Source organism: Niastella caeni (assembly GCF_004834005.1).
GTDB lineage: Bacteria > Bacteroidota > Bacteroidia > Chitinophagales > Chitinophagaceae > Niastella > Niastella caeni.
This window is the reverse complement of the sequence record NZ_STFF01000005.1, coordinates 576185-593001: the sequence shown is the minus strand read 5'-3', so window position 1 is coordinate 593001 and position 16817 is coordinate 576185. Positions and strand designations below refer to the sequence as shown.

Annotated in this window: 12 protein-coding genes; 9 read left to right on the top strand and 3 right to left on the bottom strand. The window is 44.6% G+C overall.

Features of this window, described 5'->3' with window-relative positions; all coding sequences use genetic code 11:
- Position 1 precedes the first annotated feature (1 nt).
- The 3 genes from ileS to hemH all read right to left on the bottom strand — a co-directional run bounded on the left by ileS (position 2) and on the right by hemH (position 6539).
- Positions 2-3463, bottom strand: coding sequence for an isoleucine--tRNA ligase (gene ileS, locus FAM09_RS20110; RefSeq protein WP_136578927.1), 3462 nt, complete (start codon positions 3461-3463; stop codon positions 2-4).
- A 1297-nt stretch (positions 3464-4760) separates the two neighbouring features.
- Complete coding sequence (locus FAM09_RS20105) at positions 4761-5285, bottom strand: CopD family protein (RefSeq protein WP_136578926.1); 525 nt, start codon at positions 5283-5285, stop codon at positions 4761-4763.
- A 225-nt stretch (positions 5286-5510) separates the two neighbouring features.
- The gene (gene hemH, locus FAM09_RS20100; protein WP_136578925.1) at positions 5511-6539 is read right to left on the bottom strand and encodes a ferrochelatase; all 1029 of its coding nucleotides are present in this window, start codon (positions 6537-6539) and stop codon (positions 5511-5513) included.
- Between the two features lie 874 nt (positions 6540-7413).
- On the opposite strand from hemH, the gene hemA reads away from it, so the two are divergent.
- The 9 genes from hemA (at position 7414) to FAM09_RS20055 (ending at position 16751) form a co-directional block, all read left to right on the top strand.
- Complete coding sequence (gene hemA, locus FAM09_RS20095; RefSeq protein WP_136578924.1) at positions 7414-8646, top strand: glutamyl-tRNA reductase; 1233 nt, start codon at positions 7414-7416, stop codon at positions 8644-8646.
- Positions 8647-8844: 198 nt separating this feature from the next.
- Positions 8845-9822 carry a hydroxymethylbilane synthase gene (locus FAM09_RS20090; protein WP_208025611.1) on the top strand — a complete coding sequence of 326 codons (978 nt, stop codon included), beginning with the start codon at positions 8845-8847 and terminating at the stop codon, positions 9820-9822.
- Positions 9812-10513: a uroporphyrinogen-III synthase gene (locus FAM09_RS20085; RefSeq protein WP_166437207.1), complete on the top strand. Its 702-nt coding sequence runs from the start codon at positions 9812-9814 to the stop codon at positions 10511-10513. Before FAM09_RS20090 ends, FAM09_RS20085 begins: the two co-directional genes overlap by 11 nt.
- A gap of 10 nt (positions 10514-10523) precedes the next feature.
- Positions 10524-11564, top strand: a complete 1041-nt coding sequence (gene hemE / locus FAM09_RS20080; RefSeq protein WP_136578921.1) for a uroporphyrinogen decarboxylase — start codon at positions 10524-10526, stop codon at positions 11562-11564.
- Between the two features lie 116 nt (positions 11565-11680).
- On the top strand, positions 11681-12595 hold the full coding sequence (gene hemF, locus FAM09_RS20075; RefSeq protein ID WP_136578920.1) for an oxygen-dependent coproporphyrinogen oxidase: 915 nt from the start codon (positions 11681-11683) through the stop codon (positions 12593-12595).
- Positions 12596-12668: 73 nt separating this feature from the next.
- Entirely contained in the window at positions 12669-13028 is a 360-nt protein-coding gene (locus FAM09_RS20070; RefSeq protein ID WP_136578919.1) for a four helix bundle protein, read from the top strand.
- Positions 13029-13096: 68 nt separating this feature from the next.
- Positions 13097-14071, top strand: coding sequence for a porphobilinogen synthase (gene hemB / locus FAM09_RS20065; RefSeq protein ID WP_136578918.1), 975 nt, complete (start codon positions 13097-13099; stop codon positions 14069-14071).
- Positions 14072-14088: 17 nt separating this feature from the next.
- Positions 14089-15375, top strand: coding sequence for a glutamate-1-semialdehyde 2,1-aminomutase (hemL, locus tag FAM09_RS20060; RefSeq protein WP_136578917.1), 1287 nt, complete (start codon positions 14089-14091; stop codon positions 15373-15375).
- Between the two features lie 188 nt (positions 15376-15563).
- A complete protein-coding gene (locus tag FAM09_RS20055; protein WP_136578916.1) occupies positions 15564-16751 on the top strand; it encodes a heparan-alpha-glucosaminide N-acetyltransferase domain-containing protein in 1188 nt (395 codons plus the stop codon).
- Positions 16752-16817 lie beyond the last annotated feature (66 nt).

The following is a 16817-nucleotide window of genomic DNA, read 5'->3' as shown; positions in this document are numbered from 1 at the left end:
TTTACGCTTTTTTTGTAACGAACACTTTTAATGGAATATCGTTCACTTCAATTTCGGTGCCATCTGGTAATTCAGGTACTAGTTCAAGTTTATCTGCCAAAATTTCCGTGCAAATATAATTATTAAATTGGGCGATCGATTGGTTCAACTCCTGGTGTTCGGTTACCTTAACCAGTATTCGATCAGTGAGTTCGAAACCACTGTCTTTGCGGATTTTCTGGATACGGTTAACCAGTTCGCGGGCATTACCTTCGCTGACCAGTTCTGGGGTAACGGTTACATCCAAAGCCACGGTGAGAGCATCTTTATTGGCCACCATCCACCCGGGGATATCTTCACTGGTGATCTCTACTTCATTAGTCTGTAATATTAAGGGTTCGCTTTCAATTTCCAATGAAATACTGCCATCTTTTTCCAATTTCGATATGTCTTCCTGCGTAAAAGCGGCTAATGCTGCTGCTACGGGCTTCATTTTCGCCCCCAGCTTCTTACCTAATACCGTATAATTGGGCTTTATCTTCTTTTTAATAAACCCGTTATCTTCCGTTAGATACTCGATCTCCTTTACGTTCACTTCGCTTTTTACCAGGTCTTCGATCCGCTCTATCTGGGCCTTCATGTGTTTATTCAACACAGGCACCAGCACCCTTTGCAATGGCTGCCGCACTTTTAATTTCGCCGTTTTCCGTAACGATAAAACCAGGGAAGAAATGTCCTGCGCCAGTTGCATCCGCTCTTCCAATGAGGCATCTAAAACGGCCGGATTACTAACGGGGTAATCTGTGTGATGTACAGATGCTACGGTATGCCTGCCCGTAACTGCATTCAGGTTCTGGAACAGCGCATCGCTGAAGAAAGGCGAAATGGGCGCCATAAGCATTAATACGGTTTCCAGGCACTCGTACAGGGTTTGGTACGCGCATACTTTATCATGCTCGTACTCACCCTTCCAGAACCGGCGGCGGCACAGGCGCACGTACCAGTTACTAAGGTGCTCATCCATAAACTCTTCTATGGCACGACCGGCCTGGGTAGGCTCATAATCGTCCATATATTCCGTTACCTTTTTTATCAGGGTGTTTAAAGAAGAAAGGATCCATCGGTCGATCTCCGGCCGTTGTTCCAGCGGAATATAGGCTTCTTTAAATGAGAACCCATCTACATTGGCATACAGCGCGAAGAACTGATAGGTGTTATATAAAGTACCGAAGAATTTACGCTGAACCTCTTTAATGCCTTCCAGGTCGAACTTCATGTTCTCCCAGGGCGAAGCATTGGTAATGAGGTACCAGCGCGTGGCATCGGCGCCATATTGTTCAATGGTCTTGAACGGATCAACTACATTGCCTAAGCGCTTGCTCATCTTGTTGCCGTTCTTATCCAGTACCAACCCGTTTGAAACGCAGGTTTTATACGCTACAGAATCGAACAACAGACCGGCAATAGTATGCAGGGTATAGAACCAACCACGGGTTTGGTCAACGCCTTCGGCAATAAAATCGGCCGGGTAGTTTTTATTGAACGGTTGTTTGAACGGGAATGGATCGCCGGCTTTCAGCTTTTCATGGTCCAGGCCCCATTGAGCATAGGGCATAGCCCCACTATCGAACCATACGTCTATAAGGTCGGGTATGCGTTTCATAGGTTTGCCAGAAGCGCTAACCAGTATTATTTCATCTACATATGGTTTGTGCAGATCAAGGTTGTTGAGAAGTTTTGCATTGTTGGTGCCTAATGCTTTATCGGCCTTCGCGGCTTCTTCCTTCAATTGAATGGCAGAACCGATACATACTTCCTCGTTACCATCTTCGGTTTTCCAAACCGGTAAGGGCGTACCCCAGAAACGGCTGCGGCTCAGGTTCCAGTCAACCATATTCTCGAGCCAGTTACCAAAACGGCCTTCGCCGGTTGATTTAGGCTTCCAGTTGATGGTTTTATTCAGGGCAACCAGCCTGTCCTTCAAAGCGGTGGTTTTTATAAACCAGGCATCTAACGGATAGTACAATACCGGTTTATCGGTGCGCCAACAATGGGGATAATTATGCTCATATTTTTCGATCTTGAAAGCCCGGTTCTCTTTTTTCAGCTTTACGCAGATATCTACGTTCACATCCACATATTCTTTATCGTCTTTATAGTTTTTCACGTAGCGATTGCTGAATTCACCCAGTCCGTCAACAAACTTTCCCTGGCGATCGACTAATACCAATTTCTCCAGTTTACCGTATTTATTTACTCCGGTAAAGAAGCCAAGATTGTATTTGCTTCCTACCCTGAAGTCATCCGCACCAAAATCAGGTGCAGTGTGTACGATACCAGTACCATCCTCAGTCGTCACAAAATCACCTAATAGTACCCGCCATGGTTTCGCATTGGGAGTGAGCGCTTTGATTGACTCGATAGAATTAGCCTCAAAAGGCAGCAGTTGTTCGTAACGGCAACCTTCTATTTGAGCACCCTTGAACTCGGCTAGTATTTTCCAGGGCAGAACCTTATCGCCCTCTTTGTATTCCTCAAAACCGCTATTCTCGGCTTCGGGTTTAAAATATTTGCCTAACAGGTCTTTGGCCAGCACCACATTTATGGGCAAATGCGTGTAGGGGTTGAAGGTTTGAACCAGCACATAGGTGATGCGGTCGCCTACCGTTAACCCAAGGTTACTGGGAAGCGTCCAGGGTGTGGTCGTCCAGGCCATGAAGAAGGGTGAATGGTGAGCGGTGAGTGGTGAGTGGGCGGTTGCGCGTTCAGCGTTCGGCGTTTGGCGTTCAGCCTCCTCAATTGCTTTAAACAAAAACTCAGACTTCTCATCCCGCACCGCTTTGAACATTACCACGGCGCTGGTATCCTTTACCATTTTATAGGTGCCGGGCTGGTTCAGCTCGTGCGAGCTGAGGCCGGTACCTGCTGCCGGTGAATAGGGCTGAATGCTTACGCTTTCATATAGCAACCCCTTCTCATATAATTTACTTAGTAGATACCACAGAGTTTCAACATAATTGTTATCGAAAGTGATATACGGGTCGTTCAGATCAACCCAATAGCCCATTTTCTTGGTGAGGTCGTCCCATTTATCTTTATACCGCATTACCGCCTCCCGGCATTTGTGGTTGTATTCTTCAACAGAGATCTTTTTACCGATATCTTCTTTGGTGATACCCAGTTCTTTTTCAACACCTAACTCAATGGGTAGCCCGTGGGTATCCCAACCGGCTTTACGGTTTACCTGATAGCCACGCATGGTTTTATACCGGCAAACCAGGTCTTTTAATGTGCGGCTGATAACGTGATGAATGCCCGGCATTCCGTTAGCGCTGGGCGGACCCTCATAAAACACAAAGGAAGGCGCCTCGCTCCGAAGCGACACACTTTGCTCAAAAGCCTGGTTTTCATTCCATTTAGCTAACATTTCCTGTTCTATAACAGGCAAATTCAATTTCTGAAACTCTCTGTAGTTAACTGCCATATAATTCCCGGTAAATCTGTTTAATCACTTTTAAAATGGCTTGTGGCCAAAAATTGCTGCAGAACAAGTAATTCCGCAGCCCGAAAAGTGTGCAAAGGTACTGAAAAGTTAGCGCAAAGGCCGGCTGAGACCGGCGCTTTGGACGTTAGTTTACTGTAAAATTCCCCTACTTCCGATATGATGGGCTAATGAACAGAAGAACTCACCCTACCCAAAAGGCTCCTTCACCTTATAACCCCCAGGTGACGGCAAATGACCTTACAATTATGACCCAGTAGCGTCGGCCAATTTGGTTATCCCATATTTCTACTTTATAAGTTTGTGACGGGTAAGCAACAGAATGGTTCATACAAACCTTATTTGTACCGTTAAGGGAATGAATTGATATCTATTAATTTATGTCTTCCGTTGAACAATCCCGTAATCCGATATGCCGTCCAATAAAATGGCATTTGCAGAAATAAAATATGTATTGTATTCACGATGAAATGCTTATAACACTGGTGCACAAACGCTCCCCTTCTTCAGTTAATCGGGCAAAAAAACTGCTGTTCTTTAGCACAATTCTTAAGTTTTGTTATAAGATGGTGTTATATATCATTAGAATCACTCTTTTGTTTGCTGTTCAAACACGGTTTTGGAGGTTGAGTGGCAAATTGAACCCGCACTGGCTATTTTACGACAGCTTAATACTTACAGCAGACAATCGATTTTGCAGTTACTACAGGTAAACCTTTAGCGGCATTTGAACTTATGTGGGTATTGTTGAAGTTATTTGAAAAATTTTTAAAGAATAGGCCATTTTCAGCCCGGCTTTATCCACATTTCTGGCGTTTGGCATAATTTATGGAACTATTTATGTGCTCTTTGCAATAAGAAATGTTGAAAAATTAGAGGGGAATTTTAAGTGTGACAAACTGATTTTTGGTACGATATTTTCTAAGTATTAGTCCCTGTCACATATCTCTAAGAGGTTTTACCTCACGGGAGTTTCACTTGAAAATTACATTATTACCTCATTATATGAAAAACCTTTTCTACGGTTTAGGGTTTAGGGGTTAAAAAGGGGAGTAGTCCTGCTCCCCTTTCCTTTAAAATTCTAAAACAAAGGAAAGGTTTTTTCTTTTTTACACCTTTTTGTAATCCGTTACCTTCCCGTTTTTAATCTCTGGTTATGCCTGTGGAAAACCAAATCCAGGGCGGACTGTGCGTGCCTACGGACGAGCCCGTTTTCGGGACTAAAAGACATTGGTGACCCCGTTGTAAAACCTTCCGCCAGGGAGGTTTTTTTGTTGAGTTATTTCTTCCTGATACTTTTATAGATCTTGATCGCGCTCATGAGCACAACTACAAATGCAATAAGCCCAACGAGGCCAAATACCACGCTCATATTTTGTTTAACCACAGCCAGCATTACAATGGCAACCAGGAAGATGGTGGCCACTTCGTTCCAGATGCGCAGTTGCTGGGAACTGTATCTGAAAACGCCTTTTACCTGTTGTTTGTAAATAGCATGCAGGGTAAAATGATAAGCATATAATCCAACTACAAAAAACAGTTTAACGAACAGCCAGTCGGGCGTAGAACCAAATTGGTACCAGGTCCACGGACCAAAGATCAGCGTAGCAATGGCAGATGGCCAGGTAATGCCAAACCAAAGACGCTTGATCATGATCGTGAAATTGTTGCGCAGGATGCTTTTCTCCGGCTCGCTTTTTTCGCCGGCTTCTGTATTGTACACAAACAGCCGCACGATATAAAACATACCACAGAACCAGGTAACTATGAAGATAATATGAAGGGCCTTGACGTAAGTATTCATGAACGCTAATGTGATAATGTGCTAATATGCTGATGTGCTAATTGGCAATCTAAGTCGTGAAACGTGAAAACCGCTGCAAGCTTCAAGCTGCACGCTGCAAGCAAATACAAGCTTTAAGCATTTCTTCCCTTTTTCATTTCGCTGTTTTTAATTCTTCATTTTTCATTTCTTCATGCCTTAATGCCCTTTTCTTTACTTCAACATTGAACATTCAACATCCGATATTTAATATTTCTCGCTTCCAACCCATGCGGCAATCGCCTTCACCCACATGGGATGCACATTTAAACAGGGGATCAGGGTAAGCGATTCACCACCGGCCGCTATAAAGGATTCTTTTCCCTGCCCGGCAATTTCCTCCAGCGTTTCCAAACAATCACTCACAAAAGCCGGACAGGCTATCAGCAACTTCTTTACGCCTTCTGCCGGAAACTCGGTCAGGCGCTGTGCCGTATAGGGCTTTAACCATTCATCCCTGCCCAGGCGCGATTGAAATGCATAACTGTATTTCTGTTCCGGGATCTGCAGCATTTCAGCCATCTTTTTTGTAGTGTACAAACATTGATGACGGTAACAATACTTGTGTGCTTCACTGTTTATTTCACAACAATTATTAACCTTTAAGCAATGTTGTCCTGTTACATCTGTTTTATGAACATGCCGCTCGGGTATGCCATGATAGCTGAACACGATATGATCATATGGTTGCTGCAAATAGGGCTTCATGCTGTCTGCCAACGAATCCAGGTACAGCGCATTATCGTAAAAAGGCGGAACTATGGTTAGCTTGAAAGTATACTTTCCTTTCGCATGTGCTTCTTTTGCGTATTCCACTGCCGTTTCATAACTGCTCAAGGCATAATGCGGGTACAATGGCACCAGCACCACTTCTTCCAGGCCGGGCTCTTTTTCCAGCAGTTCGTCGTAGGCAGTCCAGGGTGCCGGGGAGCCATAACGCATCGCCAGCGCCACGGGTTCAGTTACCTGTTGTTGCAATGCTTCCTGCAATTGCCTGCTCAATACCATCAGCGGGGATCCTTCTTTCGTCCAGATAGAAGCATATGCATGCGCCGATTTGGGTGCCCGGAATGGAACTATAATACCCTTCACCAGTAACAAACGACTCAGATAGGGCATATCGATCACCCGTTCATCCATTAAAAATTCGTTCAGATACCGACGTACATCTTTTACCCGGGTTGAGTCGGGTGAACCCAGGTTCATTAAAACAATTCCTCTTTTTGTTGTTGCCATAATTATTGAGTGCAAAAGTAATTCGCTTAACAACTTAAAAATCAAAATTATTTTGGAGTAAGTGGCTCTCGTTGTACATCCCGCACAAATAAATCCCGGGCATTTAGGGCTAACCAGCGTTTCAAACACCTTTTACACTGTTCACTTATGCCTTCTTCCACACTGCGTAATTATTCACTTTATAAATAGATGAAATACAATGAGTACACTCATTCTAAGCTTATCATAAGGTTATAATAAGGTCATCCCAGGATCAAAACCCAGGGAAAACCCAAGGATAACCTAAGGATGACCTTAGGATTACCCTAAGATAAAAGGTTTCATTTGGGTAAAAGAGAGGAATTGGCAGGAATGGGATCAAGTATTTGTTCATCAGCTGGTGCTCTCAACAGTTTAGGAGCCTCTACATTGCAGAAAATCAATATGAGATTTTTTTTCTACAAAAATTGTATTAAAAGTCATCAAATATGTGTTTTCAAGTGCCGGGAATGAAAAGTGAGTTTAAAATTCGGCTTGGGAGCAAGGTTTGGCCTGATAGCAACTTTTATTGAAAAAATGACGTAAAAGAAAACAGGCGGCGGCGAGGGACGGTGGCAGCTTTGTACACATTATTCGTGAGAACTATGAGCCGAAATGATGCGGGTAAATTGCCTTGTTGTTTGCCGCAGAAAACGACAGATGTTGTTTAAAAAACCATCTGCAGAAAAGCTGTTAAAGGTGTCATTTCTACCCTTTATCAGGTATGTATGAATTTTCTCATATTCCCATATGATGATAATCAGACAGTAAAATGACAAGGAAATGACAGACATATTAGGACAATGACGAGCCCGAAAGTATTTTTGCAGGGTCAATATTTCAGAATTCGATATTCATGCACGGAAACAGTACCAAGGACATAACAAGGTTTTTTATAGCCGGGATCAATTACAAAAAGACCGATGCTGCGATACGAGGCCAATTTGCAGTGAGTAATGATCAATACGCTACCCTACTTACCAAAGCCCCCGAATTTGGTTTGCATGAGTTATTTGTTTTAAGCACCTGCAACCGTACCGAAGTTTACGGTTTTGCCGAAAGTGCCGACCAACTGATTAACCTCCTATGCACCCAAACCGAAGGAACCGCATCAACTTTTAGCCAATTAGCATATGTAAAGAACGGAATGGCCGCCATCGAGCACCTGTTTTCAGTGGCTGCCGGTCTCGATTCCCAAATCCTGGGCGATTATGAAATTGTAGGGCAGATAAAACAAGCAGTAAAATTCAGCAAAGAGCAGGGCTATACCGACTCTTTCATGGAACGACTGGTAAATTGCGTACTGCAATCTTCCAAAGCAATAAAGAATCAAACCCACCTCAGCGGCGGAACCGTTTCGGTATCCTTTGCAGCCATTCAGTACATCAGGGAAAAAGTAGCTGATATTTCTGACAAGAAGATCTTATTGCTGGGCGTTGGTAAAATTGGTCGAAATACCTGCAAAAACCTGGTAGATTACCTGGATGCAGACCATATTACGCTTATTAACCGCACACATGATAAAGCCGCTCAACTGGCCGAAGAATTAGACCTTCATCATGCACCTTTATCGGACCTGGGTCAAAAAATAGAAGAATCACACATCATACTGGTAGCTACCAATTCGGTAGAACCCACCATTAAAAAATCGCATTTAGAAGGTAAGGGCGAGAAACTGATCATCGACCTTTCGGTTCCATTTAATGTTGAAGAAAGCGCCCAGGAACTGCCCAATGTTCACCTGGTGAATGTAGATGAGCTTTCTAAACTGAAAGATGAAACCCTGCAAATGCGCGAAGCCGAAGTGCCCAAAGCCTGGATCATCATCCGCGAACACATAGAAGAATTTTTAGAGTGGGTAGAAATGCGCAAGCATGTACCGGTGTTCAAAGCTGTAAAGACCAAATTAAAAGAGATCCAGACCTTTCCATCTTATATTCAACTTTCATCACCCGAAATAGCTGCGTGCCAAACTATAAATGCCGACGAGAAAATACAACGGGTAATCAATGGCATGGCTTCTAAAATGCGCCAGCAAAACCAACGCGGTTGCTATTATATAGAAGCTATCAATGAGTTCATTGCCTAAGCGTGAAACGGCAGACGGCAGACGGCAGACGTGAAACGGCAAACTCGCAATTCAGGAGAAGGCTGAGTAATTGCCGGCCTCAAAATCGATAGGCGTGCCGATAATTTTAAGATTAAAATTATCGCGAGCTTTCAGCTTTCACGTTTGACGTTTCACGTTTCACGATGAATTAGCTTTGCAAAAATTGAACAAGCACTGATGAATAAAGTGATCCGAATTGGCACCAGGGAAAGCCAACTCGCCGTTTGGCAGGCCACCCAGGTAAAAGACCTGTTATCGCAACATGGGTTTGCCGCTGAACTGGTATATATAAAAAGTGAAGGAGATATTGATCTTAAAACGCCCTTGTATGAAATGGGTGTGCAGGGCATCTTTACCCGCAGCCTGGATATTGCCCTGCTGAATAACCGCATTGATATCGCGGTGCACTCTTTAAAAGATGTGCCCACGCAATTACCAAAGGGTATTGTTACAGCTGCTGTTTTAAAGAGAGCTTCTTATAAAGACTTACTTGTATATAAAAGCGAGAAGCAAGTAGTCCCGATAGCTATCGGGAGCGAGTGGGAAGGCGAGGCTTCATCACAGGATTCCCCACTAGCTACTAGCCACTTACCACTAACTATTGCAACCAGCAGCATTCGCCGCAAGGCCCAATGGCTGAACCGGTACCCGAACCATATCATCGAAAACCTGCGCGGCAACGTAAACACCCGGTTGCAAAAGCTGGCCGATAGCCACTGGAATGGCGCTATATTCGCAGCCGCAGGGTTGGAAAGGATCGGACTACGGCCTGCACATTCCATTGAACTGGATTGGATGTTACCAGCCCCTGCCCAGGGCGCCATTGTGGTGGCTTGCCGAAAGGATGATCAATATGCTTTTGAAGCCTGCCACCTGTTTAACGACGCCCATACTGCCTTGTGTACCGGTATTGAAAGAGACTTTCTGCGGGCTTTGCTGGGCGGTTGTTCTACCCCCATTAGTGCGCTGGCAAGCATTGCAGATGATACGGTTCATTTTGAAGGAAACATTCTGTCGTTGGATGGAAAAGAAAAAGCAAGTATCGAAAAAACAGTAGCCATCAACAATAGCAACAACCTGGGTGTTATCGCTGCCAAAGAATTGTTACAAAATGGCGGACAGGTTATTGCCGATCAGATACAGCATGCTAAATAAGATTTCCATATTAAGCACACGACCGTTGGAAACGGCTTTGTTGGAAGCGGCAAAAGCAAAAGATATCTATATTGATATCATATCCTTCATTGACACCACGCCTATACAAACAAGCGGTATAAAAGAAGAGATCGGCAAGCTATTACAACAACCAGCCTCCGTAGTATTTACCAGTATGAACGCAGTTAGCACGGTGGCGCCGTATATAAACGGACAAACACCCGACTGGAATATTTTCTGTATCGGCAACACCACCCGCCAACTGGCGGCCCGGTATTTTGGCGAGCAATCCATTCATATTGTTGGCAACAATGCATCGGACCTGGCCGATAAAATGATCAGCAATAAAGGCATTAAGCAGGTTGTTTTTTTCTGTGGCGATCAGCGCCGCGAAGAATTACCCGGCAAGCTTCGGCAAAACGGAATTACGGTACAGGAAGTGATCGTTTATCATACCATCAGTACGCCACACAAAGTTGATAAAGTGTATGATGGTATTTTGTTTTTTAGTCCGAGCGCTGTGCAAAGCTTCTTTTATGCCAATGCCGTATTGCCATCAACGATATTATTTGCCATTGGCCAAACAACAGCCGATGCCATAAAAACATTTACCGATAATACGATCATTGAATCTGAAAGACCTGGTAAAGAAGACCTGGTAAAAAAAATGTTTGAGTTTTTTAAAAAGTAGATATAACAATATGCTGCAAAACGACCTATTATTAAGGACCCTGAAAGGAGAACAAGTAGAACGCCCCCCTGTATGGATGATGCGCCAGGCCGGCCGGTATTTACCGGAATACATGGTCTTACGCGAGAAGTATGGATTCTTTGAACGGTGCCAGACACCCGAACTGGCTTGTGAAATAACCATTCAACCCGTAGATATCATCGGCGTAGATGCGGCCATCTTATTTTCCGATATATTGGTAGTTCCCCAGGCCATGGGCCTTGAAGTGCAGTTGATAGAAAGCAAAGGCCCGAATTTACCAGACCCCATTAAAAATGTAAACGACCTCAACCGCATCAGGGTACCAGATGTAAATGAAACCCTGCAATATGTGTTTGATGCCATACAACTGATCAAGAAAGAATTGAATGGTCGCGTACCGTTGATCGGGTTTGCCGGTGCGCCCTGGACACTGCTGTGTTATATGGTGCAGGGTAAAGGTTCCAAAACATTTGATGAGGCTAAGATCTTTTGTTATACCCAACCCGAAACTGCGCATCGCCTGTTACAAATGATCACCGATACCACCATCGCTTACCTGAAAGGTCAGGTTAAAGCCGGGGTGGATGTTATACAGATCTTCGATAGCTGGGGTGGATTGCTGAGCCCGGATGATTTCGAGAATTTTTCATTAAAATATATTCGCCAGATCGTTGCCGCATTGAAAGATGAAGTAGCTACTATCATCTTTGCCAAAGGAGCCTGGCATTCACTGCAAAGCATGGCCGCTACCGGCGCACATGGCCTTGGAATCGACTGGTGCATTACGCCTGCCATGGCACGCCAACTGGCAGGGCCAAACGTAACCCTGCAAGGCAATTTTGACCCGGCTAAATTGTTATCACCGATACCGACGATACAAAAAGAAGTAAAGAAAATGCTGCATGATTTCGGCGGTCAACGACATATTGCCAACCTCGGTCATGGTATACTACCTAATGTACCCGTGGATCATGCCAGGGCGTTTGTTGATGCAGTAAAGGAATATAGGCAGCAAGGAGTAGAGGCTTAGGAACAAAAATATGCTAACAAACTGCGAGTAGTAAGTAGCGAGTAGCTAGTAGGGCTTCTACGAAGTGCAGTTCCTACTAGCCATTTACTACTCGCTACTAGCTTATTCACACCATCATGAACATCAAAGAAAACTGGATTAACTACATACATGGCCTGCAAGACCGCATATGTGCAGCGTTGGAACAGGAAGATGGCAAGGCAACTTTTAAAGAAGATCAGTGGCAACGCCCGGAGGGGGGTGGCGGTAAAACCCGCGTCATTGCCAATGGGAATGTATTTGAAAAAGGCGGCGTTAACACCTCAGTCGTATTTGGTGAAGTAACCGACACCATGCGCAGCCAGTTAAAGATAAATGGTAAAAGCTGGTTTGCCTGTGGGCTGTCGTTAGTGTTGCATCCCATCAATCCATACGTACCCACGGTGCATTGTAATTATAGAATGTTTGAGGTGTATGAAGAAGAAGGAGAAGCGGCAGCCGATCGGTGGTTTGGCGGCGGCACCGACCTCACGCCCTATTATTTGTTTGAAGAAGATGCCCGGCATTTTCATCAAACGTATAAGAATGCCTGCGATGCATTTGATCCCGGATTTTATCCTGCATTCAAAAAAGAATGCGATAACTACTTTGTGAACTGGCATCGCAACAAAGAACGCAGAGGTATCGGTGGTATCTTTTACGATCACCAGCGCCCATCGGCAGAAAAAGATGTACAGTTCTGGTTTGATTTCGGCAAGACATGCGGCGATGCATTTTTAACCGCTTACCTGCCGATCGTTCAAAGAAGAAAGCAATTGCCTTATACCGAACAACACAAACACTGGCAGGAGATCCGCCGCGGCCGGTATGTTGAATTCAACCTGGTGCATGACCGCGGTACTTTGTTTGGGTTGAAAACAAATGGAAGAACTGAAAGCATTTTAATGAGCCTGCCACCCACAGTACGGTTCGAGTACGATTATCGGCCACAACCGGGAAGTGAGGAGGATAAGGTGTTTCAGGCTTGCCTGCATCCTGTTGAATGGGTTTAGAATTTTTGATTTTGAGATTTAGGGATTTTGAGATTTGGAATGCGATTGATTGTATTATATAAAATCAATCGATATGGATAAATTCGAATTGCAAGCCCGGACCATGCAGTTTCATGTTAATGTAATAAAACTTTGTGGTCACTTTCCCAAAAATGCCGCAGGATTTGAAACTGCCAAACAACTTATCAGGGCAGCGGGATCAGTTGGTGCAAATTACAGAGCAGCATGCCGTGGAAAATCAAAAGCAGATTTCATCTATAAAATTGAAGTTGTACTGGAAGAAGCGGATGAGTCTTTATATTGGTTGCAAGCAACAAAGGCAGCAGAGCTTGTACAAAATGAAAAATTGGATCCATTAATAAATGAAGCGAATGAATTGGTTAGCATTTTCAATGCAACCGATATCTCCGCTAAAAGGAACAGGAATAAGTAAAACCATTGGTGATTTTGGGATTTAGATTAAATCCCAAAATCCCAAAATCACTAAATCAGAAATCTCTTATGTATTTACAACGCCGGAACCGCATATTACGCCAGTCGCCTGCTATCAGAAGCATGGTGGCGGAAACTATTTTAACACCGAATGATTTCATAGTACCGTTGTTCATAAATGAAGGCGAGAACTATAAAGAAGAGATCTCCTCTATGCCCGGTTATTACCGCATGAGCCTCGATAACACCGTTAAAGAAGTGAAGGAATTGTGGAGCATGGGCCTGAAAAGCGTGTTACTGTTCATTAAATGTAAAGACGAACTGAAAGACAATAAAGGCACCGAAGCCTTAAACCCTAAAGGGTTGATGCAACGCAGCATCCGCGCCATTAAAGAGGCTTGTCCGGATATGCTGGTGATGACAGATATCGCGCTTGACCCGTTCTCCTCTTTCGGCCATGATGGCATTGTAGAAGGTTCAGAGATTGTAAATGACGCTACCGTTGAAGTGCTGGCCCAAATGAGTGTAAGCCATGCACAGGCCGGTGCAGATTTTGTTGCGCCCAGCGACATGATGGATGGCCGCATTGCCGCCATTCGCGAAGCGCTGGAAGAAAATGGCCTGCATAAAACCGGTATCATGAGTTACAGCGCCAAGTATGCGTCCAGCTTTTATGGACCATTTCGTGATGCGCTGGATAGCGCTCCCGGCTTTGGCGATAAGAAGACCTACCAGATGGATTATAGCAATCGCCTGGAAGCGGTGAAGGAAACCCTGATGGATGTGGAGGAAGGCGCTGATATCGTTATGGTGAAACCCGCGCTTGCTTACCTCGATATTATTCGCGAAGTTAAAAATGCAGTAGCTGTTCCCGTTAGCGCGTATAATATCAGCGGCGAATATGCCATGATAAAAGCAGCGGCCAGAATGGGTTGGATAGATGAAAACAAAGCCATCCTCGAAACCCTGACGGCCATTAAAAGAGCGGGAGCAGATTTGATAGCTACGTATTTCGCAAAGGACGCTGTAAAACTAATTAGCTAATCCCCAGAACGACAAATATGTTTGAAAAAAGTATCAACTTATTCTCCCGGGCGCAACAAAGCATTCCCGGCGGTGTAAATTCTCCCGTACGGGCTTTTAAAAGTGTAGGCGGAACGCCGGTATTCATGAAATCTGCCAAAGGCGCATACATGTTCGACGCTGATGGCAACCGCTTTATTGATTATATCAATTCCTGGGGACCAATGATCCTTGGTCATGCCTATGAACCTGTTGTTAAGGCCATACAGGAATATGCACAATATTCTACCTCATTTGGCGCACCTACCGAACTGGAAATTGAGATGGCCGAACTCATCATTAGCATGGCGCCTAATGTAGACCTCATTCGGATGGTGAGCAGCGGCACCGAAGCCTGTATGAGCGCCATCAGGTTGGCCCGCGGTTTTACCGGTCGCAATAAGATCATCAAGTTTGAAGGCTGCTATCACGGTCATGCCGATTCGTTCCTGGTAAAAGCAGGCAGCGGTGTAGCCACGTTTAATATTCAAACCGTACCGGGCGTAACAGCCGGCGTTGCCAATGACACCCTCACCTGCGCGTATAACGGCCTCCCGGCAGTGGAGCAATTAATTGCCGAACACAAAGGTGAGATCGCCGCTATCATTATTGAACCGGTTGCCGGTAATATGGGTTGCATACTGCCACAACCTGGATTCCTGGAAGGATTACGTGCTGCGTGTAACCAACATGGTATTATATTTATAATGGATGAAGTAATGACCGGTTTCCGGTTAGCGCCTGGTGGTGCGCAGGAGCGGTTAAAAATAAATGCCGACCTGGTTACTTATGGTAAAGTGATCGGTGGCGGTATGCCTGTGGGTGCGTTTGGTGGTAAAAAAGAGATCATGCAACACATTTCTCCGTTGGGTAATGTGTACCAGGCTGGCACCTTAAGTGGTAATCCGCTGGCTATGATCGCCGGTTACGTGATGCTTAAAACGTTGAAAGAAAATCCTTCTATTTATAAGCAGTTGGATGAAACAACCGATTATCTGCGCAATGGGTTGAATGATGTATTGAAAGCAAGCGGTACGCCGTATGTCATTAACCAGTTGGGCTCCATGATCAGCGTGCATTTCAGCGATCATCCCATTGTCAATTTCTCTACTGCCGCATCAGCCAATAATGAGCTGTTCAAGAAATTCTTTCATGCCATGCTGAAACGAGGCGTGTATTTACCGCCTTCAGCCTTTGAAACCTGGTTCCTGTGCAGTGCTTTAACCAAAGCAGATGTGGATGCTACCATCCAGGCAGCTAAAGAAAGTTTGCAGGAGATATTATAATATCAGCACTCATATTTGCGACCCGATATTCAAAATCAGCCGTTGATGGAATAAAATCCCGGATACGGCTTTTTTCATTATTATACAGATAGAAAGAGTACAAAAACAGGCAAAACGGAACTTTATATTGTACACTGACCGAAAGTAATGTGGTAATGAGGCTTATTAATTACCAAAACACTGCTACTATGGGCCAATTCAAACAGCGCCTTGCTTCTATTGATGTTTTCAGAGCACTCACCATGCTCTTAATGATCTTTGTAAATGATCTGTGGACCCTGAAAAATATTCCGCTATGGCTTGAGCATACGCAGGCCGCTGAAGATGGAATGGGTTTGGCAGACACCGTATTTCCAGCTTTTCTTTTTATTGTTGGGCTCTCTATTCCGTTTGCCATTGGCAACCGCTGGTCGAAGGGCGCTTCGCAAACCAACATCCTTAGCCATATTCTTGTACGCGCATTCGCGCTGCTGGCAATGGGATTCTTTCACGTGAACCTCGAGAATTATAATGCTGCTGCCTTTCTCCCAAAAACGATCTGGGAAATATTACTAACGATCAGTTTTTTCCTGATCTGGCTCGATTATCCATCCACCTTATCAAAGCAAAAAAAGACATTGCTACAAGGCGCCGGTATTGTGCTGCTGGTGTTTCTGGCCATTGTATTTAAAGGCGGCGAAAACGAACATCCGGTTTGGTTAAAACCATATTGGTGGGGCATACTAGGACTCATTGGCTGGTCGTACCTGATAACAGCGCTTATTTTCCAGTTCTCAAAAGGAAAGCTACCGGTATTGATAGGAGCATTTGTATTCTTTACACTGTTTAACATAGCTGCAAAAGCGGGGTGGCTGCAAGTGCTGCAGCCAATTAAGCCGTACATCTGGATCACCGGTGATGGTGCTCTTCCTTCCCTCACCATGGCTGGCATTATTACAGCTGTATTGTATTCATCGCTGGCTGAAAAAGGCAAATACACTACCTGCTTTATTGTACTGTTGATTTTGGGCGTAGTGATGTTGGCTGGTGGCTTTGCGATCAGGCCTCTGGCGGGCATCTCGAAGATCCGGGCAACTCCTTCGTGGGTAATGATCTGTAGCGGCATCAGCATTTTGCTGTTTACCGCTTTGATCTGGCTGGTTGACCGTAAAAACAAACAACACCTGTTTGCCATTTTAAAACCGGCAGGCACCAGTACGTTAACGGCTTATCTGCTGCCTTATATCTTTTACCCATTGGTACACATTGCGGGCATCAGCTTGCCTGTATTCCTATTAACCGGCAGTATGGGCTTAGTTAAATCTTTATTGTTTGCCCTGGGGATCATCCTGTTGACCGGGCTGCTGGAGAAATGGCGGATCCGGTTAAAAATTTAACACACTAGTTATAAACAATGAAAACACAAATATACATGCAAATGATTTTATATGTATCTTTGTGTT

What these genes read in the sequence shown, in the direction of transcription:
- ileS (WP_136578927.1), bottom strand. Translation starts at nt 3,463, where the DNA reads ATGGCAGTTAACTACAGAGAGTTTCAGAAATTGAATTTGCCTGTTATA.
- FAM09_RS20105 (WP_136578926.1), bottom strand. Translation starts at nt 5,285, where the DNA reads ATGAATACTTACGTCAAGGCCCTTCATATTATCTTCATAGTTACCTGG.
- hemH (WP_136578925.1), bottom strand. Translation starts at nt 6,539, where the DNA reads ATGGCAACAACAAAAAGAGGAATTGTTTTAATGAACCTGGGTTCACCC.
- hemA (WP_136578924.1), top strand. Translation starts at nt 7,414, where the DNA reads ATGCACGGAAACAGTACCAAGGACATAACAAGGTTTTTTATAGCCGGG.
- FAM09_RS20090 (WP_208025611.1), top strand. Translation starts at nt 8,845, where the DNA reads ATGAATAAAGTGATCCGAATTGGCACCAGGGAAAGCCAACTCGCCGTT.
- FAM09_RS20085 (WP_166437207.1), top strand. Translation starts at nt 9,812, where the DNA reads ATGCTAAATAAGATTTCCATATTAAGCACACGACCGTTGGAAACGGCT.
- hemE (WP_136578921.1), top strand. Translation starts at nt 10,524, where the DNA reads ATGCTGCAAAACGACCTATTATTAAGGACCCTGAAAGGAGAACAAGTA.
- hemF (WP_136578920.1), top strand. Translation starts at nt 11,681, where the DNA reads ATGAACATCAAAGAAAACTGGATTAACTACATACATGGCCTGCAAGAC.
- FAM09_RS20070 (WP_136578919.1), top strand. Translation starts at nt 12,669, where the DNA reads ATGGATAAATTCGAATTGCAAGCCCGGACCATGCAGTTTCATGTTAAT.
- hemB (WP_136578918.1), top strand. Translation starts at nt 13,097, where the DNA reads ATGTATTTACAACGCCGGAACCGCATATTACGCCAGTCGCCTGCTATC.
- hemL (WP_136578917.1), top strand. Translation starts at nt 14,089, where the DNA reads ATGTTTGAAAAAAGTATCAACTTATTCTCCCGGGCGCAACAAAGCATT.
- FAM09_RS20055 (WP_136578916.1), top strand. Translation starts at nt 15,564, where the DNA reads ATGGGCCAATTCAAACAGCGCCTTGCTTCTATTGATGTTTTCAGAGCA.